Source organism: Paraburkholderia sp. BL9I2N2, assembly GCF_004339745.1.
In the GTDB taxonomy this organism is placed as follows: Bacteria; Pseudomonadota; Gammaproteobacteria; order Burkholderiales; family Burkholderiaceae; genus Paraburkholderia.
Genome location: NZ_SMGP01000001.1, coordinates 4,677,329 through 4,700,591, shown reverse-complemented (window position 1 = coordinate 4,700,591; position 23,263 = coordinate 4,677,329). Strand labels below are relative to the sequence as shown.

The following is a 23,263-nucleotide window of genomic DNA, read 5'->3' as shown; positions in this document are numbered from 1 at the left end:
CCGGCAACCTCGATGCCGCCCTTCTCTGTCCGCCCAGTCACTTGGGGCGGACTTTTTTTGCCTGCTTCGAGCGCGCGGCGTGGACGTCTCAGACCACCAAGCGGCTGTGCAAAGTGTCGATGGTCGTCTGCGCGACGCCGAGGCCTTGCGTCAGATAGCTCATCATCGTGCCGTAGCTCGCCTGCACCTGGTCGAACCCGGCCTGCAGATAATTTTCCTGAACATTCATCAAAGGCGCTTCGGCCGACGCGACGGCGTCGCCGTCCTGCGCGCGCAACCTGTCGGTTTGCGCCTTGATCGACGGCACCAGATAGACGTTGCTCAGCAAATAGTCCTGCATGATGACGTCGAGCGGAACGTTCGCGATGCTGAGCAGAAGCGCCGCGACCCAGCCAGCGCGGTCCTTGCCCGCGTTGGAGTGAAAGAGTTGCGCGCCGGGCCCGTCGGCGAGCCTCGTCAGCAGCGCACCGTAAGCGGCGCGCTGCGCGGCGCCGGTGACGTAGCCGCGCGCCTGCGCCTCCATGAACGCGACGGCGGCACCCGCCGTATCGAAGGGCTGCGCCACGAAGTCCGTGATGCCGAGCACGTTGAGCGTCTGGCTAGTCGCGCCACCCGGCAAGATATCAGCGGTGCGCGCGATTTCACCGGGCGTGCGCAGATCGTAGACCGAGGCAATGCCGAGCCGGTCTATCGTGGCCTGATCGGTGGCGTTGAGCGTCAATGCGTTCGCGCGATAGAACGCGCCTCGGCGCATCTGCTTGCCGTCGACGGTCGGATAACCCGCGGCCGCTCCCGCCAGATCGCGGAAGTTGTCGACCGACGCAAGGCGCGGCGTGGCCGGCTGATCGGCGTCGAGGTTGCCGCCGCCGCACGCGGACAGCAGCGAGCTGCCCATGCCGGAAACCAGCAGCACACTGGCTGAGCGCTTCAGAAAAGTGCGGCGCGAGGCCAGCGGCGCCTCGTCTGAGATCTGGCTTGCCCGCGGGAACGTGCTCGCGGAGCGACGGGATGGCGAGCAGGTTTTTGCGGTAGCGGGCATTCGGCGTGGCTGTCGCGGGCGTGAGTGGATTAGTCGCAGCATCGGCGCTGCGAGCGCAGTTTAACCACGGCAAATATTGTTTGGGTTACACGGTAGTAGTTGGTAAGGAAAAAGATCTTCGCGCGTATCGCCCGAACAGCGCGATCGCCAGCCTGGCTGTGGGTCTGGCCTTTCCTCGGCCTGATTTCGCCGGCATTTCATCTGTTATCGGTTTCTTACCGTTCCCTGCCATTTTTGACCACAACTGGCCCCACGACGCCCCATCCCCGTAGAATACAAACACCCCACATTCACGCCGACGGCAGGCCAACAAGCCCTGGAGACCACAACAAAACATGCCTTCTCTCCAATGGTTCACCGAACTGACACAACGAGAACGCCGCACTCTGTACGCCGGCTTCGGCGGTTATGCGGTCGACGCCTTCGACTTCATGATTTACTCCTTCCTCATTCCGACGCTGATCGCGACATGGGGCATGACCAAAAGCGAAGCCGGCATGATCGCCACCAGTTCGCTGATCTCGTCGGCGGTGGGCGGCTGGCTTGCCGGCATTCTCGCTGACCGCTACGGCCGTATCCGCGTGCTGCAGTGGACCATCGCCACCTTCGCGCTCTTCACCTTTCTGTCCGGCTTCACGCATTCGTTCTGGCAGTTGCTCACCACGCGCACGTTGCAAGGCATCGGCTTCGGCGGTGAATGGTCGGTCGTGACGATCATGATGGCCGAGACCATTCGCTCGCCTCAGCATCGCGCGAAAGCCGTGGGCACCGTGCAGAGCAGCTGGTCGTTCGGCTGGGCGGCTGCGGCCATCATTTACTGGGCGTTCTTCGCGCTGCTGCCGGAGCAATACGCATGGCGCGCCTGCTTCTGGATCGGCCTGCTGCCCGCCGCGTGGATCATCTACATTCGCCGCAACGTGAGCGATCCGGATATTTTTCTCGAAACGCGCCGCGCTCGTGAGAGCGGTTTCGACACCTCGCATTTCCTGCAGATCTTCTCGGGCGATCACCTCAAAACCACTTTGCTCGGCAGTGCGCTGTGCACTGGCATGCTCGGCGGCTATTACGCGATCACCACCTGGCTGCCGACCTATCTGAAAACCGTGCGCCATCTGTCGGTGTTCAACACCAGTGGCTACCTGATCGTGCTGATCGTCGGTTCGTTCACCGGGTATATCGTCGGCGCGATACTGTGCGACAAGATCGGCAGGCGCGCGTCGTTCGTGCTGTTTGCGATCGGCTCTTTCGTACTCGGCATGTTCTACACCATGCTGCCGATCACCGACGGCATGATGCTCGCGCTCGGCTTTCCGCTCGGCATTGTGGTGCAAGGGATTTTCGCGGGCGTGGGCGCTTACCTGTCGGAGCTTTATCCGAACGCGATACGCGGTTCGGGACAAGGGTTCTGCTACAACCTCGGGCGCGGACTCGGCTCGTTCTTTCCGATTCTGGTCGGTACACTGTCGCAAACCATGACGCTGGTGAAGGCAATGGGCATCGTGGCCGGCTCGGGCTATCTGCTCGTGATCGTCGCCGCGTTGTGTCTGCCTGAAACCAAGGGCAAGGTACTCGGCGCGACCCGCACCGCCGCCTGAATCCGCAGTACACACACATGAAAACGATTGTTCTGGGCGGCGGCGTCATCGGCGTCGCCACGGCTTTTTACCTGCGCCAGCAGGGCTGCGAAGTCACCGTGATCGAGCGCGAGCCGGACGTCGCGCTCTCCACCAGTTTCGGCAACGCCGGCGTGATCGCGCCGGGCTATGTGACGCCTTGGGCCGCGCCCGGCATGCCGACGAAGATTCTCAAATACCTGTTCAAACCGGCCTCGCCGCTGATCTTCCGTCCGACCTTCGATCCGGCTCAATGGCGCTGGATCGCGCGCTGGCTGCGCGAATGCGACCTCGAACGGTTTCGCGTCAACAAGCAGCGCATGCAGCGCATTGCTTACTACAGCCGCGACTGCCTGCACGAATTCCGCGCCTGCTATCCCTTCGACTACGGCCGCAGCCAGGGCTATCTGCAGTTGTTCCGCAGCGAGTACGACGTCGAACTCGCGCAGCCTGCGCTCGCCGTGTTGCGCGATGCGGGTATCGCGCATCGGGAAGTCAGCGCGGCGCAATGTGTCGAGATCGAGCCGGGTTTGAGCTGGGCACGTCAGGCGCCGCTCTCGGGCCTCTATCTACCCGAGGACGAAGCCGGCGATTGCGCCCGCTTCACGCGCGAGTTGCGCGCCATCTGTGAACGCAGCGACGTGCGCTTCCGTTTCGACACGCGCGTTACGTCGCTCGATGTGCAAGGCGGTGCGGTGCGCGCGGTGCGTATCGAGAGCGAACGCGGCGCGGAGATGCTGTACGCGGATGCCGTGGTGGTGGCGCTGGGCGTCGACAGTGCGGCGCTGCTCGCGCGGCTCGGCGTGAAGGTGCCGCTTTATCCGGTGAAAGGCTACTCGGCGACGCTGCCCGTCACCGATGAAGAAAAAGCCCCGCGCGGCGCGCTGATGGACGAATCGCTGAAAACGGCGATCACGCGCTTTGGCAACAATCTTCGGGTGGCCGGCACCGCGGAACTCGGCAATCGCCAGACCACCTTGCGCGAACAGGCCCTGCAAACGCTGATGAAAGTGCTGAGCGACTGGTTCCCGCACGCGGCCAATCCTACGTCCGCGCATTTCTGGGTGGGCCGCCGTCCAATGACACCCGATGGCGCGCCGCTGCTCGGTCCGTCCGGCGTGGAAAAACTGTGGCTGAACCTCGGACATGGATCGACGGGCTGGGCGATGTCAATGGGTTCGGGACGCGTGGTGGCGGATTTGATCACGCACCGCAAGCCGGAGATCGATCTCGACGGGCTGACGTTGGTGCGGTATGGCAAGTCTCGCGGGTAGGCACGCACATAGCGCCGCGTCGCGCAGACATTAAAAAGCCGGGTCACCCTCTCAGGTGCCCGGCTTCATTTTTTACCGCTCGATGTGCCGCTGACGGCGCACATTGTCGTCTCCACCTCTTCCTGCAAGCAGTAGCCGGTTTCCACGCCACAGTCAGAGCGTGAAAAACCGACGGAGACGTTTACCGCGGCAGTTCCGAATGCCCCATCAAAAACGCATCGACCGAACGCGCGCACTGACGGCCTTCACGAATCGCCCACACCACGAGCGACTGACCACGGCGCATGTCGCCCGCGGTGAACACCTTGTCAACCGACGTGTAATAGGCCTTGTCGCCTTCGGTCGAGGCACGCACGTTGCCGCGATTATCCTTGTCGACGCCGAACGCTTCGAGCACCGGCGAAACCGGCTGCGTGAAGCCCATGGCGAGCAGCACCAGATCGGCCTTCATTTCGAATTCGGAGCCCGGCACTTCCTGCATCTTGCCGTCCTTCCATTCGACGCGCGCCGCGATCAGCTTCTCGACCTTGCCGTTCTTGCCTTCGAGGCGCTTGGTCGCGACCGCCCAATCACGCGAGCAGCCTTCGTCATGTGACGACGACGTGCGCAGCTTGATCGGCCAGTACGGCCACACGAGCGGCTTGTTCTCTTCTTCCGGCGGTTGCGGCAGCAGTTCGAACTGCGTGACGCTCTTCGCGCCGTGACGATTCGACGTGCCCACGCAGTCCGAACCCGTATCGCCGCCGCCGATCACGACCACATGCTTGCCCTTCGCGAGCAGCTGGTTCGCGACCTTGTCGCCGGCATTGACCTTGTTCTGTTGCGGCAGGAATTCCATCGCGTAGTGGATGCCTTCCAGCTCGCGGCCCGGCACCGGCAGATCGCGCGGCGTTTCCGAACCGCCAGCGATCACCACGGCGTCGAATTCTTCCTTCAGCTGATCCGGCGTGACGGTTTCCTTCGCCGTGTTGCCGATGTGCGCCGGCAGCGAATCTGGCTTGCCGATGAACACGCCCGCGCGGAACGTCACGCCTTCGGCTTCCATCTGACGCATGCGGCGATCGATCAGCCACTTCTCCAGCTTGAAGTCGGGAATGCCATAACGCAGCAAGCCGCCGATGCGGTCGTTCTTTTCGAACACGGTGACATCGTGCCCCGCGCGCGCGAGTTGCTGCGCGACGGCCAAACCGGCGGGGCCGGAACCGACCACGGCGACCTTCTTGCCGGTCTTGTGCTTCGGCGGCTGCGGCGCAACCCAGCCTTCGGCCCATGCCTTGTCGATGATCGCGTGTTCGATCGACTTGATGCCGACCGGGTCGTCATTGATGCCGAGCGTGCACGCCGCCTCGCACGGCGCCGGGCAGATGCGGCCCGTGAACTCGGGGAAGTTGTTCGTCGAGTGCAGCACTTCGATCGCGTTCTTCCAGTCCTGATGGAACACCAGGTCGTTGAAGTCCGGGATGATGTTGTTCACCGGGCAGCCGTTGTTGCAGAACGGAATGCCGCAGTCCATGCAACGCGCGCCTTGAATCTTCGCTTCCTCGTCGGTCAGTGCTGCGACGAATTCCTTGTAGTGCTTCACACGCGTGAGCGGAGCTTCGTACGCCTCGTGGCGGCGTTCGAACTCGAGAAAACCGGTTGCCTTGCCCATGTGGTTCTCTTCTCTATCTGTATCTAGGGGTGATCTGGACCCGCCGCGTCGCACCGTTGAACGGTCGCGCGCGGCGGGTACGGCTAAAGGTGACGTTTTGCTGATGAACAACGTTGCGAATCAGGCGGCGAGCACTTCCTTGTTCGCCTTCTTCGCGGCCATTTCGCCCAGCGCGCGCTTGTATTCGGTCGGGAACACCTTCACGAATTGACGGCGCGACGCGTCCCAGTTTTCGAGCAGCGCCTTGGCGCGCGGCGAACCCGTGAACTGGAAGTGACGCTCGATGAGTCCCTTGAGCAGCGCTTCGTCGGTCGTGCCGGTGTGCCACAGGCCCTTGTCGACCGTGCGTTCCTGTTCGGCCGTTTGCAGGACCGGATCGAGCGCGACCATCGACTTGTTGCACTTGCCTGCGAACGTGCTGTCCGGGTCGTACACGTAGGCGACGCCGCCCGACATGCCGGCCGCGAAGTTACGGCCCGTTTCGCCGAGCACGACCACCGTGCCGCCCGTCATGTATTCGCAACCGTGGTCGCCCGTGCCTTCGACAACCGCCGTCGCGCCCGAGTTACGCACGCAGAAGCGCTCGCCCGCGACGCCGCGGAAGAACGATTCGCCTTCGATCGCGCCGTACATGACCGTGTTGCCGCAAATGATGTTCTCTTCCGACTTGCCGCGGAAATCGTTGGTCGGACGGATGATGATGCGGCCGCCCGACAGGCCCTTGCCGACGTAATCGTTGCCGTCGCCAACCAGGTCCAGCGTGATGCCCTTGGCGAGGAACGCGCCGAAGCTCTGGCCCGCGGTGCCCTTCAACTGGATGTGGATCGAGTCGTCGGGCAGGCCGTCGTGGCCGTACTTCTTGGCGATCGTGCCGGACAGCATCGCGCCGACCGTACGGTTCACGTTGCGCACCGGCTGGATGAACGAGACGTGCTCGCCCTTCTCGATCGCCGCCTTCGCCTTCTCGATCAGCGTGTGGTCAAGTGCCTTGTCCAGACCGTGGTCCTGCACGTCCACATGCTTGCGCGCCACTTCGGCCGACACTTGCGGCAGATAGAACACGCGCGAGAAGTCGAGACCCTTCGCCTTCCAGTGCTCGATGCCCTTCTTCATATCGAGCAGTTCGGCGTGGCCGATCAGGTCGTCGAACTTGCGGATGCCCAGTTGCGCCATGATTTCGCGCGCTTCTTCCGCAACGAAGAAGAAGAAGTTCACGACGTGTTCCGGCTGGCCCTGGAACTTCGCACGCAGCACCGGATCTTGCGTCGCGACGCCGACCGGGCAGGTGTTCAGGTGACACTTGCGCATCATGATGCAGCCTTCGACGACGAGCGGCGCCGTCGCGAAACCGAACTCGTCCGCGCCGAGCAGCGCGCCGATCACGACGTCGCGGCCGGTCTTCATCTGACCGTCGGCCTGCACGCGAATACGGCCGCGCAACTGGTTCAGCACCAGCGTTTGCTGCGTTTCGGCGAGACCGAGTTCCCACGGCGTGCCGGCATGCTTGACCGACGACAGCGGCGACGCGCCCGTGCCGCCATCATGGCCGGCGATCACGACGTGATCGGCCTTCGCCTTGGCGACACCTGCGGCAACCGTACCGACGCCCGATTCCGACACCAGCTTCACCGAGATGCTGGCCGCTGAGTTGGCGTTCTTCAGATCGTGGATCAGCTGCGCCAAGTCTTCAATCGAGTAGATGTCGTGGTGCGGCGGCGGCGAAATCAGGCCGACGCCCGGCACCGAATAACGCAGCTTGCCGATGTAGTCGGACACCTTGTGGCCCGGCAACTGGCCGCCTTCGCCCGGCTTCGCGCCCTGCGCCATCTTGATCTGGATCTGATCAGCGGACGCGAGGTATTCCGCGGTCACGCCGAAACGGCCCGACGCCACCTGCTTGATCTTCGAGCGCAGCGAATCGCCTTCCTTCAACGGAATGTCGACGATCACTTCGTCGCCGATCACCGACTTCATGGTGTCGCCGTTCTTGATCGGAATGCCGCGCAGTTCGTTGCGATAACGGTTCACGTCCTCGCCGCCTTCGCCGGTGTTCGACTTGCCGCCGATGCGGTTCATCGCGACTGCCAGCGTGGCGTGCGCTTCCGTGCTGATCGAACCCAGCGACATTGCACCGGTGGCGAAACGCTTGACGATGTCTTTCGCCGATTCGACTTCGTCGAGCGGGATGGCCTTGGTCGGGTCGAACTTGAACTCGAACAGGCCGCGGAACGTCATGTGACGCTTGGTCTGATCGTTGATCAGATGCGCGTATTCCTTGTACGTCTGATATGAGTTGCTGCGTGCCGAGTGTTGCAGCTTGGCGATCGCATCCGGCGTCCACATGTGTTCTTCGCCGCGCACGCGGTAAGCGTATTCGCCGCCCGCGTCGAGCATGTTCGCGAGCACCGGGTTGTCGCCGAACGCCTCGCGATGCAGACGGATCGCTTCTTCCGCGACGTCGAAGAGGCCAATGCCGCCGACCTTCGACGACGTGCCCTTGAAGTACTTCTGCACCAGATCTTCAGCGAGACCGACTGCTTCGAAAATCTGCGCACCGGTGTACGACATGTAGGTCGAAATGCCCATCTTGGACATGACCTTCTGCAGGCCCTTGCCGACTGCCTTGGTGAAGTTGTAGACCGCCTTCTCCGCCGACAGGTCGCCCTTCAGGCCGGCTGCGAGCTGGCCAAGCGTTTCCATCGCGAGGTACGGGTGCACGGCTTCGGCGCCGTAGCCCGCGAGCAATGCGAAGTGGTGCGTTTCACGCGCCGAGCCGGTTTCCACGACCAGGCCCGCGCTCGTGCGCAGACCATGCTGGACGAGGTGCGTGTGGATTGCGGCGGTAGCCAACAGCGCCGGAATCGCGACGTTGTCGCGGTCGGTCTTGCGGTCCGACACGATCAGCATGTTGTAGCCGGACTTGACCGCATCGACGGCTTCCGCGCACAGCGAGGCGAGGCGCGCTTCGATGCCTTCCTTGCCCCACGCCACCGGATAGCAGATGTTCAGTTCGTACGAGCTGAACTTGCCGCCCGTGTACTGATCGATCGCGCGGATCTTGGCGATGTCCTTGAAGTCGAGCACCGGCTGCGACACTTCGAGACGCATCGGCGGGTTGATGTTGTTCGTGTCCAGCAGGTTCGGCTTCGGACCGACGAACGACACCAGCGACATCACCATGTTTTCGCGGATCGGGTCGATCGGCGGGTTCGTCACTTGCGCGAACAGCTGCTTGAAGTAGTGGTAGAGCGTCTTGTTCTTGTTGGACATGACCGCCAGCGGCGAGTCGTTGCCCATCGAGCCGACGGCTTCTTCGCCGGCTTGCGCCATCGGCGCCATCAGGAACTTGAGGTCTTCCTGCGTGTAGCCGAACGCCTGCTGACGATCCAGCAAAGCAGCGGCTTCGCGGCGCTCCGTCACGACGTCTTCGGCCTTCGGCTCGATTTCGTCGAGCTTGATGCGCACGGCGTCGATCCAGCTCTTGTACGGCTTGGCGTTCGCGAGGTTGTCCTTCAGTTCCTTGTCGTCGATGATGCGGCCGTGTTCCATGTCGATCAGGAACATCTTGCCCGGCTGCAGACGCCACTTCTTGACGATCTTCGACTCGGGGATAGGCAGCGTGCCGGCTTCCGACGCCATGATGACGAGGTCGTCGTCCGTGACGATGTAGCGCGCCGGACGCAGGCCGTTACGGTCGAGCGTGGCGCCGATCTGGCGGCCGTCGGTGAAGGCGATCGCAGCGGGGCCGTCCCACGGCTCCATCATCGCGGCGTGGTATTCGTAGAACGCGCGGCGGTTGTCGTCCATCAGCGTGTGCTGTTCCCAGGCTTCCGGGATCATCATCATCATCGCGTGGACGAGCGGGTAGCCGGCCATCACCAGCAGCTCGAGACAGTTGTCGAACGAGGCGGTGTCCGATTGGCCCGGATAGATCAGCGGCCAGAGCTTCGGCAGATCGTCGCCGAGCACGTGCGACGCGATTGCGCCGGTACGCGCGTTCAGCCAGTTGACGTTGCCCTTCACCGTGTTGATTTCGCCGTTGTGGGCGATCATGCGGTACGGGTGAGCCAGTTCCCACGCCGGGAACGTGTTGGTCGAGAAGCGTTGGTGCACCAGCGCCAGCGCCGACACCGTGCGCTCGTCCTGCAGGTCGCGGTAATACACGCCGACCTGGCCGGCCAGCAACAGGCCCTTGTAGACGACCGTGCGCGCCGAGCACGACGGCACGAAGTATTCCTTGCCGTGCTTGAGCTTGAGCGCCTGGATGCGGTGGCTCGCGGTCTTGCGGATCACATACAGCTTCCGCTCGAGCGCGTCCGTCACCATGATGTCCTTGCCGCGGCCGATGAAGATCTGGCGGATCAGCGGCTCGCTCGCCTTGACGGTGGGCGAGATCGGCATGGTGTGGTCGACCGGCACGTCGCGCCAGCCCAGCACGACCTGGCCCTCGGCCTTCACCGTGCGTTCCAGTTCCTGTTCGCAAGCCAGACGCGACGCGTGTTCCTTCGGCAGGAAGACCATGCCGACGCCGTACTCGCCGTGCGGCGGCAGCACTACGCCCTGCTTGGCCATTTCCTCGCGATAGAAGCCGTCCGGAATCTGGATCAGGATGCCCGCGCCGTCGCCCATCAGCGGATCGGCGCCGACGGCGCCCCGGTGGTCGAGGTTCTCGAGAATCTTCAGGCCCTGCTCGATGATCTCGTGGCTTTTCTTGCCCTTGATGTGTGCGACAAAGCCGACGCCACAGGCGTCGTGCTCGTTTTGCGGGTCGTACAGACCTTGTGCGGCGGGAACCGGATGAGTCGGTTGCTGGTGGTCGTTCATGGGGACACCGTCTGTGAGGGGCCGGACAGGCCGTTAAACCATTTTTTCTATTGCCGCAGTGCGATTCACAACCGCGACGGCGCGCTCAACGCCCGATGCTACGCGCGTCAAAAAGCGCCGGAATTCGGAATATACGCGACGAATCAATGGAATAGCAAATAAAACGTGATCATCGAACCCCAATTATCAAGTTGGTGCATTGCACCTTATTTTTATTGGTGCCACATCAAAATCGTGCAAAAGAAAACGGCATGCGAAGATGCCGTTTCGATGCAGCCCTTTGATGCGAAACGCTTTATTGCTGCTGCGGCGTCTCGCGCACCTTGCGCGGCCGTCCGCGTGGCAGCGGCGACACACGCCGATTGGCGGCCCGCGCCGCCCATTCACGATACGTGTCGCTGCCCAAAACCCAGCCCTTCAGTGTGGCCTGTTGAAGCTGGCTGGCTTCGCGTTCGTCGAGCGGCTGTTCGCACAGTTCGCGGTACGCACGCTGTCGTTCGAACGGCGTATTGCCAAGCGACCAGTACAGCGGGTGGTCGGTAATCAGGCTATCGAGCGTGAGGCCGATGTGATGGCGGTAGCTCGACCAGCGGTAGTCTTCCGGCGCGCTCACGAGCCCCGCGCGCACCGGGCACATCTCGACGACGCGGCTCGCCAGCAGGAAGTAGCGCTCGCCTTCGATCACCGTGGCGCGGTAGCGGCCTTCCCACAAGGTGCCGCGGCGCGCGTAACGCCGGTTGAAGTGCGCCACGTAGCGGCGCCCAACCGCCTGCATCGCCTTGGGCAGACTCGACTCCTCGGTGGGCGTGACGAGCAGTTGCACCGCGCCCGGCATCAACGCATAGGCGTGGATGGATAAGTGATGGTCGCGAGAAGCCGCTTTCAAACAATCGATGAAGAGCTCGTAGTCCTGGTCGTCGACGAATGCGGGCTGCTGATCGAGCCCGCGGAGGATGACGTGCTGCGGCTGGTCAGGGACATAGAGACGTGCAAGCCGTGCCATGCTGGAGTATCCGATAGTCGCGTTGGTACATACCCGAAGGTCCGAAGAACCGCATGCGCCAAAGGTTCGGCGCGGCGCGGCAAAGCCAGAAACCGCGCGGAGCTTAGGGAGAAAGCTCTAACCGCCGCGTATGGTTTGTTTCAAACGTTGTAGTCATAATGAGCGGGCCTTTTTTGGAGGAGCACATATGAAATTAAAACAGGCCGTAACGGGGATCGCGGCGCTAGCCTGCATGACAACGGCAGCGCATGCGCAATCGGCCGGTAGCTTTTTTCGTCACATCAGGCTGGTTCCATCTAGCGCCTCAATCGAGCAGCGAACCGTTGAAGGTGACAAGCATCGGCGGCAGCCCGACCAACATCACCGAAGCCAACACCGGTGCAACACTCAGTTCCGCCGACACCATCGGCTTCACTGCCGGCTACTTCGTCACCGATCACATCGCAGCCGAGTTCGTGATTGGCGTCCCGCCTTCGTTCGACCTGGAAGGCTCGGGCAGCCTCGCCCAATTCGGCAAGCTGGGCCAGGCAAAACAGTGGAGCCCGACTCTGCTGTTCAAGTACTACTTCAACGCCCCGACTGCCGCTTTCCGCCCGTATCTCGGCGTTGGCGTGAGCCGCATCTGGTTCACCGACGAAAAGATCACCAACAGCGCATTCGAGGCAAACGTACTGCATGGTCCGACCAGCGTCACTACGGATAGTTCGTGGGAGCCGGTGTTTAATGCCGGCTTCACTTACGCCTTCAACCAGCACTGGTTCGCCGGCTTTTCCGTTTCCTACCTGCCGCTCAGCACGACTGCCAAGCTGAATACCGCGGCGAACACGCCGGTCGGCACGCTGAACGTGCAATCTGAAACCAAGATCAAGCTGAACCCGATCGTTACCTACGTCAACATCGGTTACCGTTTCTAACGCTTCGAGAAAATTAGGGGCCGTAGAGTTAGGGTAGTCGAATTTTCGTGGCTTGGACAACGCCGTCATACATCCAATGGCGGCGTTTTTATTTTTGTGGGCGCTTCATGGCTCCCAGTTCGGCGCCCGTGGAAGCCACGCGCCGACCGGCTGTCAGCGTTGTAAATTTGACCCGGATTCGCGTCAGCCAGTGCAATATGTGCTGACGAATCCGCGTCCAAACCACGACAGGTGGGGCCTCTCGGGTTTGGCATCGAAGTTGCGTTCGCATGGTGTTTCCCGCGTCGCGACGTGAATCTGCGTCTTCGTGACAACGCGCGGGACCCTTTTCACCTCATCGACGGAGCGACCATGACTGCACTTCCGAATACGCGAGACGCCCTCGGCGAATCCTGGACCAGCACCAGCCGCCGTGCGCGGCGTATCGCTCGCCACAGCCGCCACGCGGCCGAAGATATCGCAGGCGAACTGCGCACGCTAATGTCGGAACTCGAATCCACGCTGGCGGACGGCACCCAGGCCGACGCGGTGGCGTTGCGCAGCAAACTTCGCAAACAACTCGAGGTCGCGCGCGCCCGCTTGAACGACACGCGCGAAGCCGTGCGCGAACGCGCCGAAGTGGCGATCGCCGATGCCGACGATTACGTGCATGAGAATCCGTGGCAGACGATTGCGATCGTCGGCGGCGTCGCGTTGATTGCGGGCGCGTTGTTCGCGTCGCGGCTGCGTTAAGACGGCTACAGCGCGGGGCGCGCCCTCGGCCTGGCGGTTGTTGCAGGTGCGCTGAAACGGCGCCGTGCACTGGTGCCGGCCCGCGGGCCGTCCGTGCCGGCGCAGCCTCGCGCCGCGCTGCTCAGTTGTCGTCGATCACGAACAGCCGCTGGTATTCCTTGACCGCGTAGCGATCCGTCATGCCCGCGATGTAGTGGGCGATCAGGCGCGGTTGCTGCGTCGCGTCGGTCGACTGGTAGCTCGGCGGTAGTAGCCGCGGATCGTCCGTGAACGCGTCGAACAGACCCGCGACGACGCGGCGTGCCTTGTTGGCCATGCGCATCACGCGGTAATGGCGATACAGGTTCTTGAACAGAAAGCGCTTGAGCGCCGCGGCCTGCGCGGCAATCGTGTCGCTGTGCGCGACGAGCGCGGGCGACAAGCGCACGGCATCCAGCGAGGCCGGTGCGTGCCGGTCCAGATTCAGCTTGGTCGTGTCGATCAGATCGACGATCAACGTATTGATGATGCGGCGCACCGTTTCGTGAATGAGCCGGCGCCCTTCGATCTGCGGAAAATCGCGTCGCGCCGCCTCATAGTGCACTTGCCACAACTCCACTTCGGCGAGTTGCTCGACGGTGAGCAGGCCCGAGCGCAGGCCGTCGTCGACGTCGTGATTGTTGTACGCGATCTCATCGGCGACATTCGCGATCTGTGCCTCGATGGACGGCTGCCGCCCTTCCAGAAAGCGCTCGCCCAATGCACCGAGCCGCCGCGCGTTCTCGCGCGAACAGTGCTTGAGAATCCCCTCACGCGTTTCGAAGCAAAGGTTCAGGCCGTTGAACGCGCCGTAGTGCTCCTCCAGATCGTCGACCACCGCCAGGCTCTGCAGATTGTGCTCGAAGCCGCCGTGCTCGCGCATGCATTCGTTGAGCGCGTCCTGCCCGGCGTGGCCGAAAGGCGTATGGCCTAAATCATGGGCGAGCGAAATGGCTTCGACGAGATCTTCGTTCACCCGCAGATTGCGCGCGACCGACCGCGCGATCTGCGCGACTTCCAGGCTGTGCGTCAGACGCGTGCGAAACAGGTCGCCCTCGTGGTTCACGAACACCTGGGTTTTGTACTCGAGCCGGCGGAATGCCGTCGAATGGACGATGCGGTCGCGGTCCCGCTGGAATTCGGTACGCGCGCTGGGCGCGGCTTCCGGATAGCGGCGGCCGCGCGATTGCGCGGAGTGCGCCGCGTACGGCGCGAGGTGCGCTTCGAGTGCTTCCTGCGAAGGCACGCCGATCGTCGACGCGCCTGCCGCCGGGTCATGCTTTACATCGTCGCTGCGCCTGTCAGTCACCGGGTTCTCCGAAACATGGGCGGCGCCTCGTGACGCTAGTGCGTGTTGCGTTGCTGGATGCCCCGCGAGACTCAGACGGCGGCGGCCAGCGTGGCGTGCACCTCGGCGTCGGGCGCCTGGGTGATCAGCGTCTCACCGAAACGCTTCAGCAGAATGAATTTGATCGCGCCGGCTTCCGCCTTCTTGTCGACCCGCATGAGTTCGACATAGCGCGAGTCGCCAAGAGCGGGCGCCCGCGTCGGCAAATGCGCGGCGACGATTACGTCGACCAAGCGCTTGCGTGCGGCCTCGTCGAGATAGCCCAAGCGCACGGACAGATCCGCCGCCATCACCATTCCGCAGCCGACCGCCTCGCCGTGCAGCCACTCGCCGTAGCCGAGGCCAGCTTCGATCGCATGGCCGAAGGTGTGACCGAAATTGAGAATGGCGCGCAGTCCGCCTTCGCGTTCGTCCTGCGCGACCACCGACGCCTTGATTTCGCAAGACCGCTTGACCGCCTCAGCTAGCGCTTCGGGTTCGCAGCGGTTCAATGCTTCGATATTGGCTTCGATCCAGCTGAAGAAACCCGCGTCGGCGATGGCGCCCGTCTTGATCACTTCGGCGACGCCCGCCGCGAGTTCACGCGCCGGCAGTGTGCGCAGCGCGCCGATGTCGGCGATCACGGCCTGCGGCTGGTAGAACGCGCCGATCATGTTCTTGCCAAGCGGGTGATTGATGCCCGTCTTGCCGCCCACCGAAGAATCGACCTGCGACAGCAACGTGGTCGGCACCTGAATGAACGGCACGCCGCGCATGTAGCAGGCGGCCGCAAAACCCGTCATGTCGCCGATCACGCCGCCGCCCAATGCGATCAACGTGGTCTTGCGATCGGCGCGGCCGCCGAGCAGCGCGTCGAAAATCAGGTTCAGGGTTTCGAGGTTCTTGTACGCCTCGCCGTCCGGCAACACGACCGTGGATACCTGCTTGCCGAGCGGCGCCAGCGCGGCGCGCAGCTTGTCGCCATACAGCGGCTCGACGGTGGCGTTGGTGACGATGGTGACCGAGCTGCCGGCGATATGCGGCGCGAACAGCGCCGTCTGGCCAATCAGATCGGCACCGATATGGATGGGGTAGGCGCGTTCGCCCAGTTCGACGTTGACGGTAATCATACGGTCCATTATGACGCAGGATGTTTGGCGACGCCGGCCATCTCGAGCTGCATCAGAACCATGTTGACGAGTCCGTTGACCGAAGGCCGGCCGGTTTCGATCACGAAATGCGCGCATTCCCGGTACAACGGGTCGCGCACTTCATAGAGTGCTTCGAGACGCGCTTTGGGGTCTTCGGTCTGCAAAAGCGGGCGATTCTTGTCGCGCCGCGTGCGCAGCCAAAGGTCGTGCGGATTGGCGCGCAGGTAGATGACCACCCCGCGATTCTGCAGTGCTTCGCGATTTTCCGGCCGCAGTATCGCGCCGCCGCCGGTCGCGAGCACGATATTGTCGCGCCCGGTGAGGTCGGAAATCACGCTGGCTTCGCGCTCGCGGAAGCCCGCTTCGCCCTCCAGCTCGAAGATCACCGGGATGCGCGCGCCCGTGCGCGCCTCGATTTCATGGTCGGAATCGAAGAACGGGCGATCGAGACGGCGCGCAATGGCCCGGCCCACGGTGGTTTTCCCTGCCCCCATGAGCCCTACAAAAAATACATTGGCGTGTGCGTCCCGCGCTTGCAACGGTGTCCTCTGGCTAATCCGGTATGGTTCGTGCCGCAGCTTACTGGCAAAGCGGCTGCCTTGTCGAGCCTGCGCGCCCCCGCTCGCAAGCGGCGGCAGCATGCCCCTAATTTGTCTGAACGACGCGCGGCGTGATGAAAACAGCCAGTTCGCTGCGCTGGTCGCGATGAGCCCGATGGCGGAAAAGCGCACCTAAAACCGGTATTTTGCCCAGGACCGGGACCTGCGTCACATCGTCCCGGTCGTCGGTCGCATAAATTCCGCCGATCGACACCGTACCACCATCCTCGACCTCGACGCGCGTTTGCACGTGCTTGGTGTTGATCGCGGGCCCGGCGTCGGTCTGTTCGCCGACGCTGTCCTTGGCGACGTCGAGGTCCAGCACCACACGGCCGTCCGGCATGATCTGCGGCTCGACCTCCAGTTTGAGCGTGGCGCGGCGAAACTGCACGCCCGACACACCCTGCCCCACTTTCGCCTGATACGGCAGCTCGGTGCCCTGCTCGACCACCGCCTTCATCCGGTCGGCCGTGACCACGCGCGGACTCGAGACGATTTCGCCACGGCCCTGCGCTTCGAGCGCGCTCAGCTCGATGTTCAGCAGCCGCGTCGCGCCGGCGGCGAACAGGGTCAGGCCGGCGGTCGCGGCGTCGAAGCCGGAAATCGGGCGGGCCGACAGATCGTAGCCGGCGCCGGTCAAGCCTCTCGCGGTGCCATCAGCGTTCGTGGCCGCCATGGAGAGCTTCACGCCGAGATTGCGCGAAAAACCATGTTCGCCTTCGACGATACGCGCTTCGATCAACACCTGGCGCGTTGGCCGGTCGACGGAAGCGAGCAGCGCCGCAATCTGCGCGAGGCGCCCTTCGAGATCGGTCACGAACAGCAGATTGGTGCGCGGATCGGCAGTCGCGGAACCGCGCTTGGACAAGACGCGTTGCGCGCCCGAACCGGTCAACAGCCGTCTGACGTCTTCGGCATGCGCGTAGTGCAGCTCGAACGTGCGGCTCGCGAGCGGCTCCAGATCGGCGGCTCGGGCGTGCGCTTCGAAGCGCTGCCGCTCGCGCGCCGCCAGATCCGCAATCGGCGCGACCCAGATCACGTTGCCGTGGCGCTCCATCGCCAGGCCGTTGACGTCGAGCAAGGTGTCGAAGGCAGTGCGCCACGGCACTTTGTCGAGCTTCAGTGAGACCGCGCCGCGCACTCTTTCGCTCGCGACGATGTTCAGCCCGGTGAACTTGGCGAACGCATTGAGGACGGCGCCGAGTTCGGCACGCTGGAAATTCAGCGAGATCGGTTTGTCGTCGGGCGCGAGGGCTGCGTCGGCGGCGCTGCGTGGCGCGTTGCTCAGACGGGCGAGCGGTGGCAGCGGCACCGGCGGACCTTCGAGCGCGGCGGTGCCGGCGGCTTCGGCGCGAGCCGGAGCGGCGGATTGCCTTCGCAGCGGGACAGAGCCGTCGGCGTCGGCATCGCCGAGATCCGGAGCCGCGGATTGCGTTGCAGCGGCGTCGGCACGCTCGTCCGTGCCGGCGTTGGCCGCCGCAGTGCTCCCGCGCGATGCCTCTGGATCGTCTGTTGAATCTTGACGAAACGGGTTGCGCACTTCGGCCGAAACGTCGTGTGGCAGCGGCGGTATGCCGCTGTACGGAGCGTCGCGCGGCGATACCGCGTCGTCGAGCGGCATGTAGGCAGGCAACGGCGGCAGTGGTGGAGTCGACGCCTGCGTGACGCTGGCGCCCAGCGTCGCGCTGAGATACAGGCCGAGACACACCTTGAGGTGAGGCGACGCACGTGTATCGACGCTCGACAATGCAAAGGGAAAGGGCTTCACCAGTCTCATCAGGAAGCCTCCGTCATCGCCAGCATGCGTGTCGCACCATCCTTCGCGAGCGTGATGCCGGACGCGTCCAGCTTCGTGACTCGCTCGGCGCCGATCCGCTCTCCGGACTCGACGGTTGCCACGCCGTCCGGTGTATCGAGCAAGGCCAGCGCGCGCGTAAGATCGCTCAGCAATCCGACCAGACGTAGTTGCGAGACATCGGGCAGATCGGCGGCAGCCTGCATCTGCGGCTGCGAAAACGGATCGAAGAAAACGATGTCTTCATCGTCGTCGGAGTCGAGGCTGTCGTCGGCGAATGCGTCCGCGGAGGTTGTCGATGGCGCCGGCCGCAGCGCGTCGAACACTTGCAGCGTAGCGCTCACCGACAACGCCGCGGCATCACGCTTGACGGTCACATCGACCGGCACGATCAGCACCGGCAAATCGGACAGTCCGCGCAAAAATGCCATCAGGTGAACGAAGTCCGTACGCGCGGTCAGTTGCAGCGGGCGCATGCTTTCAACGCCCGCGCCGCTGACCGCGCCGGGTTCCACCGCCAGCAACGCGACGTTATTTTGCGCGGCCAGTTCGGAGACGATGCGCAGGTCGTCGGCGGAACTCCACGACGCGGATGTGCTCGTGGTCGAAGCAGCAACCGGCGCGGCGGCGGCATCACGGCGCAGCGCGGGCAATTGCGCAAGCGCGCGCCGCGCGTTGGCGAGATGCAAGCTACTGGCTTCCAACGCAGTGCGGCTCGCTTCGACACCACCGAGATCGGCCACGACCCAGCCATGCGCGCCAAGACCGAACACCAATGCCGCGATCAGCAACGCGACCACCCAACGACGGCGCCGGCTCCATGCATCGAGCGGCAAGCGCACGCGCTTCATCCAATGGGAAAGTGAAAGCCGCGCGTTTGCCGCGCCGCCGAACTCGACAAAGACCGTACTCATTTCGCACCTCTTGATTGTTCAGACTTCACAGGACGCTGCGTCGTGGACCCAGCCGGGCGAGCCGCTTTCTGCGCCGGCTCGTTCCACCGCAGATGCGCACCGAATTCGATCGGACCGGCAACGCTCACCTGCGCAGCAGCCGCACCTCCGCGTGAAACCGAACGATGCAGATCGCTCACCTCCGCCCCCTTCACGCCACGGATCGCACTCAGCCGCTTGAGCCACTCGGCCGAGGCGAGATGTCCACGCGATGACGCCAGCAACTCGGTCTCGTCCTCGCGGTGGCGCAACTGCTGCAGCACCACGCCGTCGCCCGGTTCGAAACTCAGCGCGTCGAGCAGGTCGCGCAGATGCGTGAGCGGCTCAGACGCGCTCTTTGCGCGTGCGACGTCGCGGCGCTGTTCGTCTCGCGCGCGCAGCAACGCCGCGTGCTCCGCGAGCGGTGCCGACAGTTGCGTGAGCGTGTGTTCGATCGACACGCGCTGCGCATCGAGCCGCGCTCTCTCGATTACCTGCCAACCGCCCAATGCGAAAACGGCAGCGCAACCGGCGCAGACCGCGGCAACCCATTCGATCACGCGCCGTCGGCGCGCGAGCCGCGCGTTGGTTTGCCGGTACGGGAGCAGATTGAAACCGCCGAGCCACGACCGCGCGAAGCGCGTGCCGCGTACCGCCGCTCGGGTGTTAGAGGCCGTTGCGTGCAACAGGCCGCCCGTCATTCGAGCACCCCGCGCAACGCAAGCCCGAACGCGACCGCGCCAGACGGCTCGTGCAACAGCGAATCGTCCAACGGCCGCACGAGACCGCCCAGCGCCGCGCATTCGAACGGCAGCACTGCGCAGCTCAATACGTCGGCGATATCCGCGCTCGAGAAACCCACACCGTCGAGCAGATCGACCTCGCCGCTCAATAACGCGCAGTCGAGTTCCGGGCCTTGGGCCAGGTCGCGCAACGCATCGGCGAGATCGGCGTGTTCCGGTGCGGGATAGCGCATTTCGCAGCAGATGACGTCGTCGACGATCCGCCAGCCATACACGCCGTCCGTACCGATCCACAACGCGACATACGGCTCGTGCGGATCGAGCTCGTAACTCGCCGCGTAGCGCATGGCGCGCAGCGCCGCATGCGGCTCGCCGTCGATGACGGTGAGCGAGATACCCGCAATCGCCGCGCATTCGATGCGCGCTTCGAGATGTTGCCGCGCGGTAGCGGCAATGGTCACGGAGCGGACCGGCGAATACGTTTCGTCGAGATACCAGTCGACGGCGAGAGCATGCCGCTCGAGGCCGGCAATGCGCTCGACCTCGCTCATCACCGCCGGCTCAAGTTCGGCCAGTTGATGCCCGCCGTCTTCGCCGCAACCGCTCTGCGCGGCAAGCCGCGTGAGCGGCACCGTGGTGGTCATGGTGGCCGACGCGGGCAGCGCCATCGCGCATCGCAAGGCATGTGTCGCGCACGCGTGCGGCAGACCGGCGAACGCCTCGCGCAACGCACGCGCCACCGCGTGCCGGTCGGCGATCTCACTGCCAGCCATAGCACCGGCGGCAAGCGGGACGGTGCTCACGTATTCGATATGCAACGCGCCGGGTGAGCGCACGCGCTGACTCAGCACGATCAGACGCACGGTCTGCGAGCCGATATCGATCCCCGCAGCAAAACGCTGCGCACCGGGTTGCACTGCCTGAAGCCAAGATCTTTTCAACGCCATGACGCCCTCCCTCTGACTCACGCGACGAACCATTCGAACGCGAGTGATGAGGAAGAATTGTGCGTAGCCGCGCCGCCGCGCGACACTCAGCCAAATGGCTAACGTTGAGCAACGCACGTCCTGTATGCCATCAAAGCGGCTACAGTGAAGTCATTCCCGCGCGGCGCGCAGACTTGCCAATAAGTGTCAGTAAGCATGCCGAAAGCTGAAAAGCGAGGCGGCTATAATCGCGGGACTGTTTTTTGGTGCCTATATGCAATCCACGTCTCCTACGTCCCCGCCGCCCGCGCCGCAGAAGCGCAAACGCCCGCTGTGGCTGAAGCTCATCCTGGGCTTCGTGGGTCTGATCGTCGCAGGCATTCTGTGCGTGCTGCTGGTGCTCGGCTATGCGCTTGTCGTCGCCACGCCCAATCTGCCGTCGCTCGATGCGTTGACCGACTACCGGCCGAAGGTGCCGCTGCGCATCTATACGGCCGACCACGTGCTGATCGGCGAATTCGGCGAAGAACGGCGCGACATCGTCCATATTCAGGACGTGCCCGATCATCTGAAGAAGGCGATTCTCGCCATCGAAGACGCGCGCTTCTACGATCACGGCGGCGTCGACCTCACGGGCATCGCGCGCGCGGGCTTCGTCGCGCTGACCAATGGCCACGCCACGCAGGGCGCAAGCACGATCACCATGCAGGTGGCGCGCAACTTCTTCCTTTCCAGCGAGAAGACCTACACGCGCAAGATCTACGAGATGCTGCTGGCGTACAAGATCGAGTCGAAGCTGTCCAAAGATCAGATTCTTGAGGTGTATATGAATCAGATCTATCTCGGCCAGCGCGCCTACGGTTTCGCGAGCGCGGCGCGGGTGTACTTCGGCAAGGATCTGAAGGATCTGACGCTGGCGGAATCGGCCATGCTGGCCGGCTTGCCGAAGGCGCCGTCCGCGTATAACCCGGTCGTCAATCCGAAGCGTGCGAAGGTGCGTCAGGAGTACATTCTGCAACGCATGTACGAGTTGCACTACATCACCCAGGAACAATACGACGAAGCGAGCAAACAGCCGCTCGTGGTCAAGGGCGCGGGCAAGGAATTCAGCGTGCACGCGGAATACGTCGCGGAAATGGTGCGTCAGATGATGTACGCGCAATACCGCGAAGAAGCCTATACGCGCGGTCTGAACGTGGTCACCACGATCGATTCGGCGGATCAGGACGTCGCGTACCGGGCGCTGCGCAAAGGTCTGATGGACTACGAACGACGCCACGGTTATCGCGGTCCGGAGGCGTTCATCGATCTGCCGTCCGACGCCGACGACCGCGAGCAGGCCATCGACGACGCGCTGCTCGAACACCCGGACAACGGCGAGATCATTGCCGCCGTGGTCACCTCGGCGAGTCCGAAGCAGGTGCAGGCCGCTTTCATCGACGGCAATGTCGCGACGATTCAGGGCGACGGCCTGCGCTTCGCGCAGTTTGCGCTCGGTCCGCGCGCGCAGCCGAATCAACGCGTGCGGCCCGGCGCGATCATCCGGCTCGTCAAGAACGACGACGGCAACTGGTCGATCACGCAATTGCCGCAAGTGGAAGGCGCGTTCGTTTCGGTCATCCCGCAAGATGGCGCGATTCGCGCACTGGTCGGCGGTTTCGACTTCAACAAGAACAAGTTCAATCACGTGACTCAGGCGTGGCGTCAGCCGGGATCGAGCTTCAAGCCGTTTATCTATTCGGCGTCGCTCGAAAAGGGGCTTGGGCCGGCAACCGTGATCAACGACGCGCCGCTCTTCTTCAGCGCGGCTGAGACAGGCGGCCAGGCGTGGGAACCGAAGAACTACGGCGGCGGCTTCGACGGCCCGATGACCATGCGCACCGCGTTGCAACGCTCGAAGAACCTGGTGTCGATTCGTATCCTGAACCAGATCGGCACGAAGTACGCGCAGCAGTACATCACGCGTTTTGGCTTCGACGCGGATCGCCATCCGGCCTATCTGCCGATGGCGCTGGGCGCCGGTCTCGTCACGCCGTTGCAGATGGCGGGCGCGTTCTCGGTATTCGCCAACGGCGGCTATCGGATCAATCCGTATCTGATCGCTGAAGTCACCGATCAGCGCGGCATGGTGGTCGCGCACGCACAACCGCTCGTGGCCGCGCAAAGCGCGCCGCACGCGATCGAGCCGCGCAATGCGTACGTGATGAACAGCCTGCTGCAAAGCGTGGCGCAACGCGGCACGGGCGCGAAGACCAACGTACTGAAACGCACTGACCTCGCCGGCAAGACGGGCACGACCAACGATTCGCGCGACGCGTGGTTCGCCGGTTATCAGCACACGCTCACGGCCATTGCGTGGATCGGCTACGACAACCCGCGCAGTCTCGGCGACAAGGAAACCGGCGGCGGCCTCGCGCTACCCGTGTGGGTCGAATACATGGGTCGTGCACTCAAGGGCGTGCCGGAGTACAAGATGCCGATGCCCGACGACGTGACTGAAGTCGGCTCGGAGCTTTATTTCGACGACTTCACGCCGGGGCATGGTTTCATCGCCACGGTCGGCATCAGTCAGGCGGCGCTGGACGCCGAGGCGAGCGGCGCGTCGGCCGCAGCGCCCGAGCAGGTCGGCGAGCAGGAGAAGCAGGACATCATGAATCTGTTCCGCGGACACTGACGCTCCGCCCGAAGTCCCGCAGAAAGCAAAACGGCCGCGCTGAATGCG

15 protein-coding genes and 1 pseudogene are annotated in these 23,263 nt (G+C 63.7%); 5 read left to right on the top strand and 11 right to left on the bottom strand.

Annotation, left to right across the window (positions count from 1 at the left end; all coding sequences use genetic code 11):
- Positions 1 to 88 precede the first annotated feature (88 nt).
- Entirely contained in the window at positions 89 to 1,039 is a 951-nt protein-coding gene (locus B0G74_RS21490) for a tyrosine-protein phosphatase (RefSeq protein ID WP_132376723.1), read from the bottom strand.
- A gap of 335 nt (positions 1,040 to 1,374) precedes the next feature.
- Between B0G74_RS21490 and B0G74_RS21485 the strand changes: the two genes are divergently transcribed.
- Positions 1,375 to 2,634 (top strand): MFS transporter, encoded by a 1,260-nt coding sequence (locus tag B0G74_RS21485; RefSeq protein WP_132376722.1) that lies wholly within the window; start codon positions 1,375 to 1,377, stop codon positions 2,632 to 2,634.
- Positions 2,631 to 3,926 (top strand): D-amino acid dehydrogenase, encoded by a 1,296-nt coding sequence (locus B0G74_RS21480; RefSeq protein WP_342960589.1) that lies wholly within the window; start codon positions 2,631 to 2,633, stop codon positions 3,924 to 3,926. Before B0G74_RS21485 ends, B0G74_RS21480 begins: the two co-directional genes overlap by 4 nt.
- A gap of 181 nt (positions 3,927 to 4,107) precedes the next feature.
- Here the strand turns inward: B0G74_RS21480 and B0G74_RS21475 are convergent, their stop codons facing one another.
- From B0G74_RS21475 to B0G74_RS21465, 3 genes are all read right to left on the bottom strand, one after another.
- Positions 4,108 to 5,577 (bottom strand): glutamate synthase subunit beta, encoded by a 1,470-nt coding sequence (locus B0G74_RS21475; protein WP_132376720.1) that lies wholly within the window; start codon positions 5,575 to 5,577, stop codon positions 4,108 to 4,110.
- Between the two features lie 120 nt (positions 5,578 to 5,697).
- A complete protein-coding gene (locus B0G74_RS21470) occupies positions 5,698 to 10,401 on the bottom strand; it encodes a glutamate synthase-related protein (RefSeq protein WP_132376719.1) in 4,704 nt (1,567 codons plus the stop codon).
- Between the two features lie 295 nt (positions 10,402 to 10,696).
- Positions 10,697 to 11,404, bottom strand: coding sequence for a transposase (locus tag B0G74_RS21465; protein ID WP_007180173.1), 708 nt, complete (start codon positions 11,402 to 11,404; stop codon positions 10,697 to 10,699).
- A gap of 187 nt (positions 11,405 to 11,591) precedes the next feature.
- Here B0G74_RS21465 and B0G74_RS21460 point away from each other — a divergent pair.
- Both B0G74_RS21460 and B0G74_RS21455 read left to right on the top strand, forming a co-directional pair.
- Positions 11,592 to 12,318: pseudogene (locus tag B0G74_RS21460) on the top strand (OmpW family outer membrane protein).
- 351 nt (positions 12,319 to 12,669) lie between these two features.
- A complete protein-coding gene (locus tag B0G74_RS21455; protein WP_132376718.1) occupies positions 12,670 to 13,050 on the top strand; it encodes a DUF883 family protein in 381 nt (126 codons plus the stop codon).
- A gap of 121 nt (positions 13,051 to 13,171) precedes the next feature.
- On the opposite strand, the gene B0G74_RS21450 is transcribed toward B0G74_RS21455, so the two are convergent.
- From B0G74_RS21450 to pilM, 7 genes are all read right to left on the bottom strand, one after another.
- Complete coding sequence (locus tag B0G74_RS21450; protein ID WP_132376717.1) at positions 13,172 to 14,377, bottom strand: deoxyguanosinetriphosphate triphosphohydrolase; 1,206 nt, start codon at positions 14,375 to 14,377, stop codon at positions 13,172 to 13,174.
- A 71-nt stretch (positions 14,378 to 14,448) separates the two neighbouring features.
- On the bottom strand, positions 14,449 to 15,534 hold the full coding sequence (gene aroB, locus B0G74_RS21445) for a 3-dehydroquinate synthase (RefSeq protein ID WP_132376716.1): 1,086 nt from the start codon (positions 15,532 to 15,534) through the stop codon (positions 14,449 to 14,451).
- Positions 15,534 to 16,085, bottom strand: a complete 552-nt coding sequence (locus B0G74_RS21440) for a shikimate kinase (protein ID WP_106284162.1) — start codon at positions 16,083 to 16,085, stop codon at positions 15,534 to 15,536. The genes aroB and B0G74_RS21440 overlap by 1 nt, the downstream gene beginning before the upstream one ends.
- 106 nt (positions 16,086 to 16,191) lie before the next feature.
- A complete protein-coding gene (gene pilQ, locus B0G74_RS21435) occupies positions 16,192 to 17,922 on the bottom strand; it encodes a type IV pilus secretin PilQ (RefSeq protein ID WP_132376715.1) in 1,731 nt (576 codons plus the stop codon).
- Positions 17,922 to 18,854 (bottom strand): hypothetical protein, encoded by a 933-nt coding sequence (locus B0G74_RS21430; protein WP_132376714.1) that lies wholly within the window; start codon positions 18,852 to 18,854, stop codon positions 17,922 to 17,924. Before B0G74_RS21430 ends, pilQ begins: the two co-directional genes overlap by 1 nt.
- Positions 18,851 to 19,573, bottom strand: a complete 723-nt coding sequence (locus tag B0G74_RS21425) for a fimbrial assembly protein (RefSeq protein ID WP_132376713.1) — start codon at positions 19,571 to 19,573, stop codon at positions 18,851 to 18,853. The genes B0G74_RS21430 and B0G74_RS21425 overlap by 4 nt, the downstream gene beginning before the upstream one ends.
- Positions 19,570 to 20,562, bottom strand: a complete 993-nt coding sequence (gene pilM / locus B0G74_RS21420) for a pilus assembly protein PilM (RefSeq protein WP_132376712.1) — start codon at positions 20,560 to 20,562, stop codon at positions 19,570 to 19,572. Before pilM ends, B0G74_RS21425 begins: the two co-directional genes overlap by 4 nt.
- Positions 20,563 to 20,815: 253 nt before the next feature.
- Between pilM and B0G74_RS21415 the strand changes: the two genes are divergently transcribed.
- Positions 20,816 to 23,215, top strand: a complete 2,400-nt coding sequence (locus B0G74_RS21415; protein ID WP_132376711.1) for a penicillin-binding protein 1A — start codon at positions 20,816 to 20,818, stop codon at positions 23,213 to 23,215.
- Positions 23,216 to 23,263 lie beyond the last annotated feature (48 nt).

Bases quoted from the DNA above. Each gene is read 5' to 3' on its own strand.
- B0G74_RS21430 (WP_132376714.1), bottom strand. From the start codon at position 18,854: ATGAGTACGGTCTTTGTCGAGTTCGGCGGCGCGGCAAACGCGCGGCTT.
- pilM (WP_132376712.1), bottom strand. From the start codon at position 20,562: ATGGCGTTGAAAAGATCTTGGCTTCAGGCAGTGCAACCCGGTGCGCAG.
- B0G74_RS21485 (WP_132376722.1), top strand. From the start codon at position 1,375: ATGCCTTCTCTCCAATGGTTCACCGAACTGACACAACGAGAACGCCGC.
- aroB (WP_132376716.1), bottom strand. From the start codon at position 15,534: ATGGACCGTATGATTACCGTCAACGTCGAACTGGGCGAACGCGCCTAC.
- B0G74_RS21490 (WP_132376723.1), bottom strand. From the start codon at position 1,039: ATGCCCGCTACCGCAAAAACCTGCTCGCCATCCCGTCGCTCCGCGAGC.
- B0G74_RS21465 (WP_007180173.1), bottom strand. From the start codon at position 11,404: ATGGCACGGCTTGCACGTCTCTATGTCCCTGACCAGCCGCAGCACGTC.
- B0G74_RS21425 (WP_132376713.1), bottom strand. From the start codon at position 19,573: ATGACGGGCGGCCTGTTGCACGCAACGGCCTCTAACACCCGAGCGGCG.
- pilQ (WP_132376715.1), bottom strand. From the start codon at position 17,922: ATGAGACTGGTGAAGCCCTTTCCCTTTGCATTGTCGAGCGTCGATACA.
- B0G74_RS21475 (WP_132376720.1), bottom strand. From the start codon at position 5,577: ATGGGCAAGGCAACCGGTTTTCTCGAGTTCGAACGCCGCCACGAGGCG.
- B0G74_RS21455 (WP_132376718.1), top strand. From the start codon at position 12,670: ATGACTGCACTTCCGAATACGCGAGACGCCCTCGGCGAATCCTGGACC.
- B0G74_RS21470 (WP_132376719.1), bottom strand. From the start codon at position 10,401: ATGAACGACCACCAGCAACCGACTCATCCGGTTCCCGCCGCACAAGGT.
- B0G74_RS21415 (WP_132376711.1), top strand. From the start codon at position 20,816: ATGCAATCCACGTCTCCTACGTCCCCGCCGCCCGCGCCGCAGAAGCGC.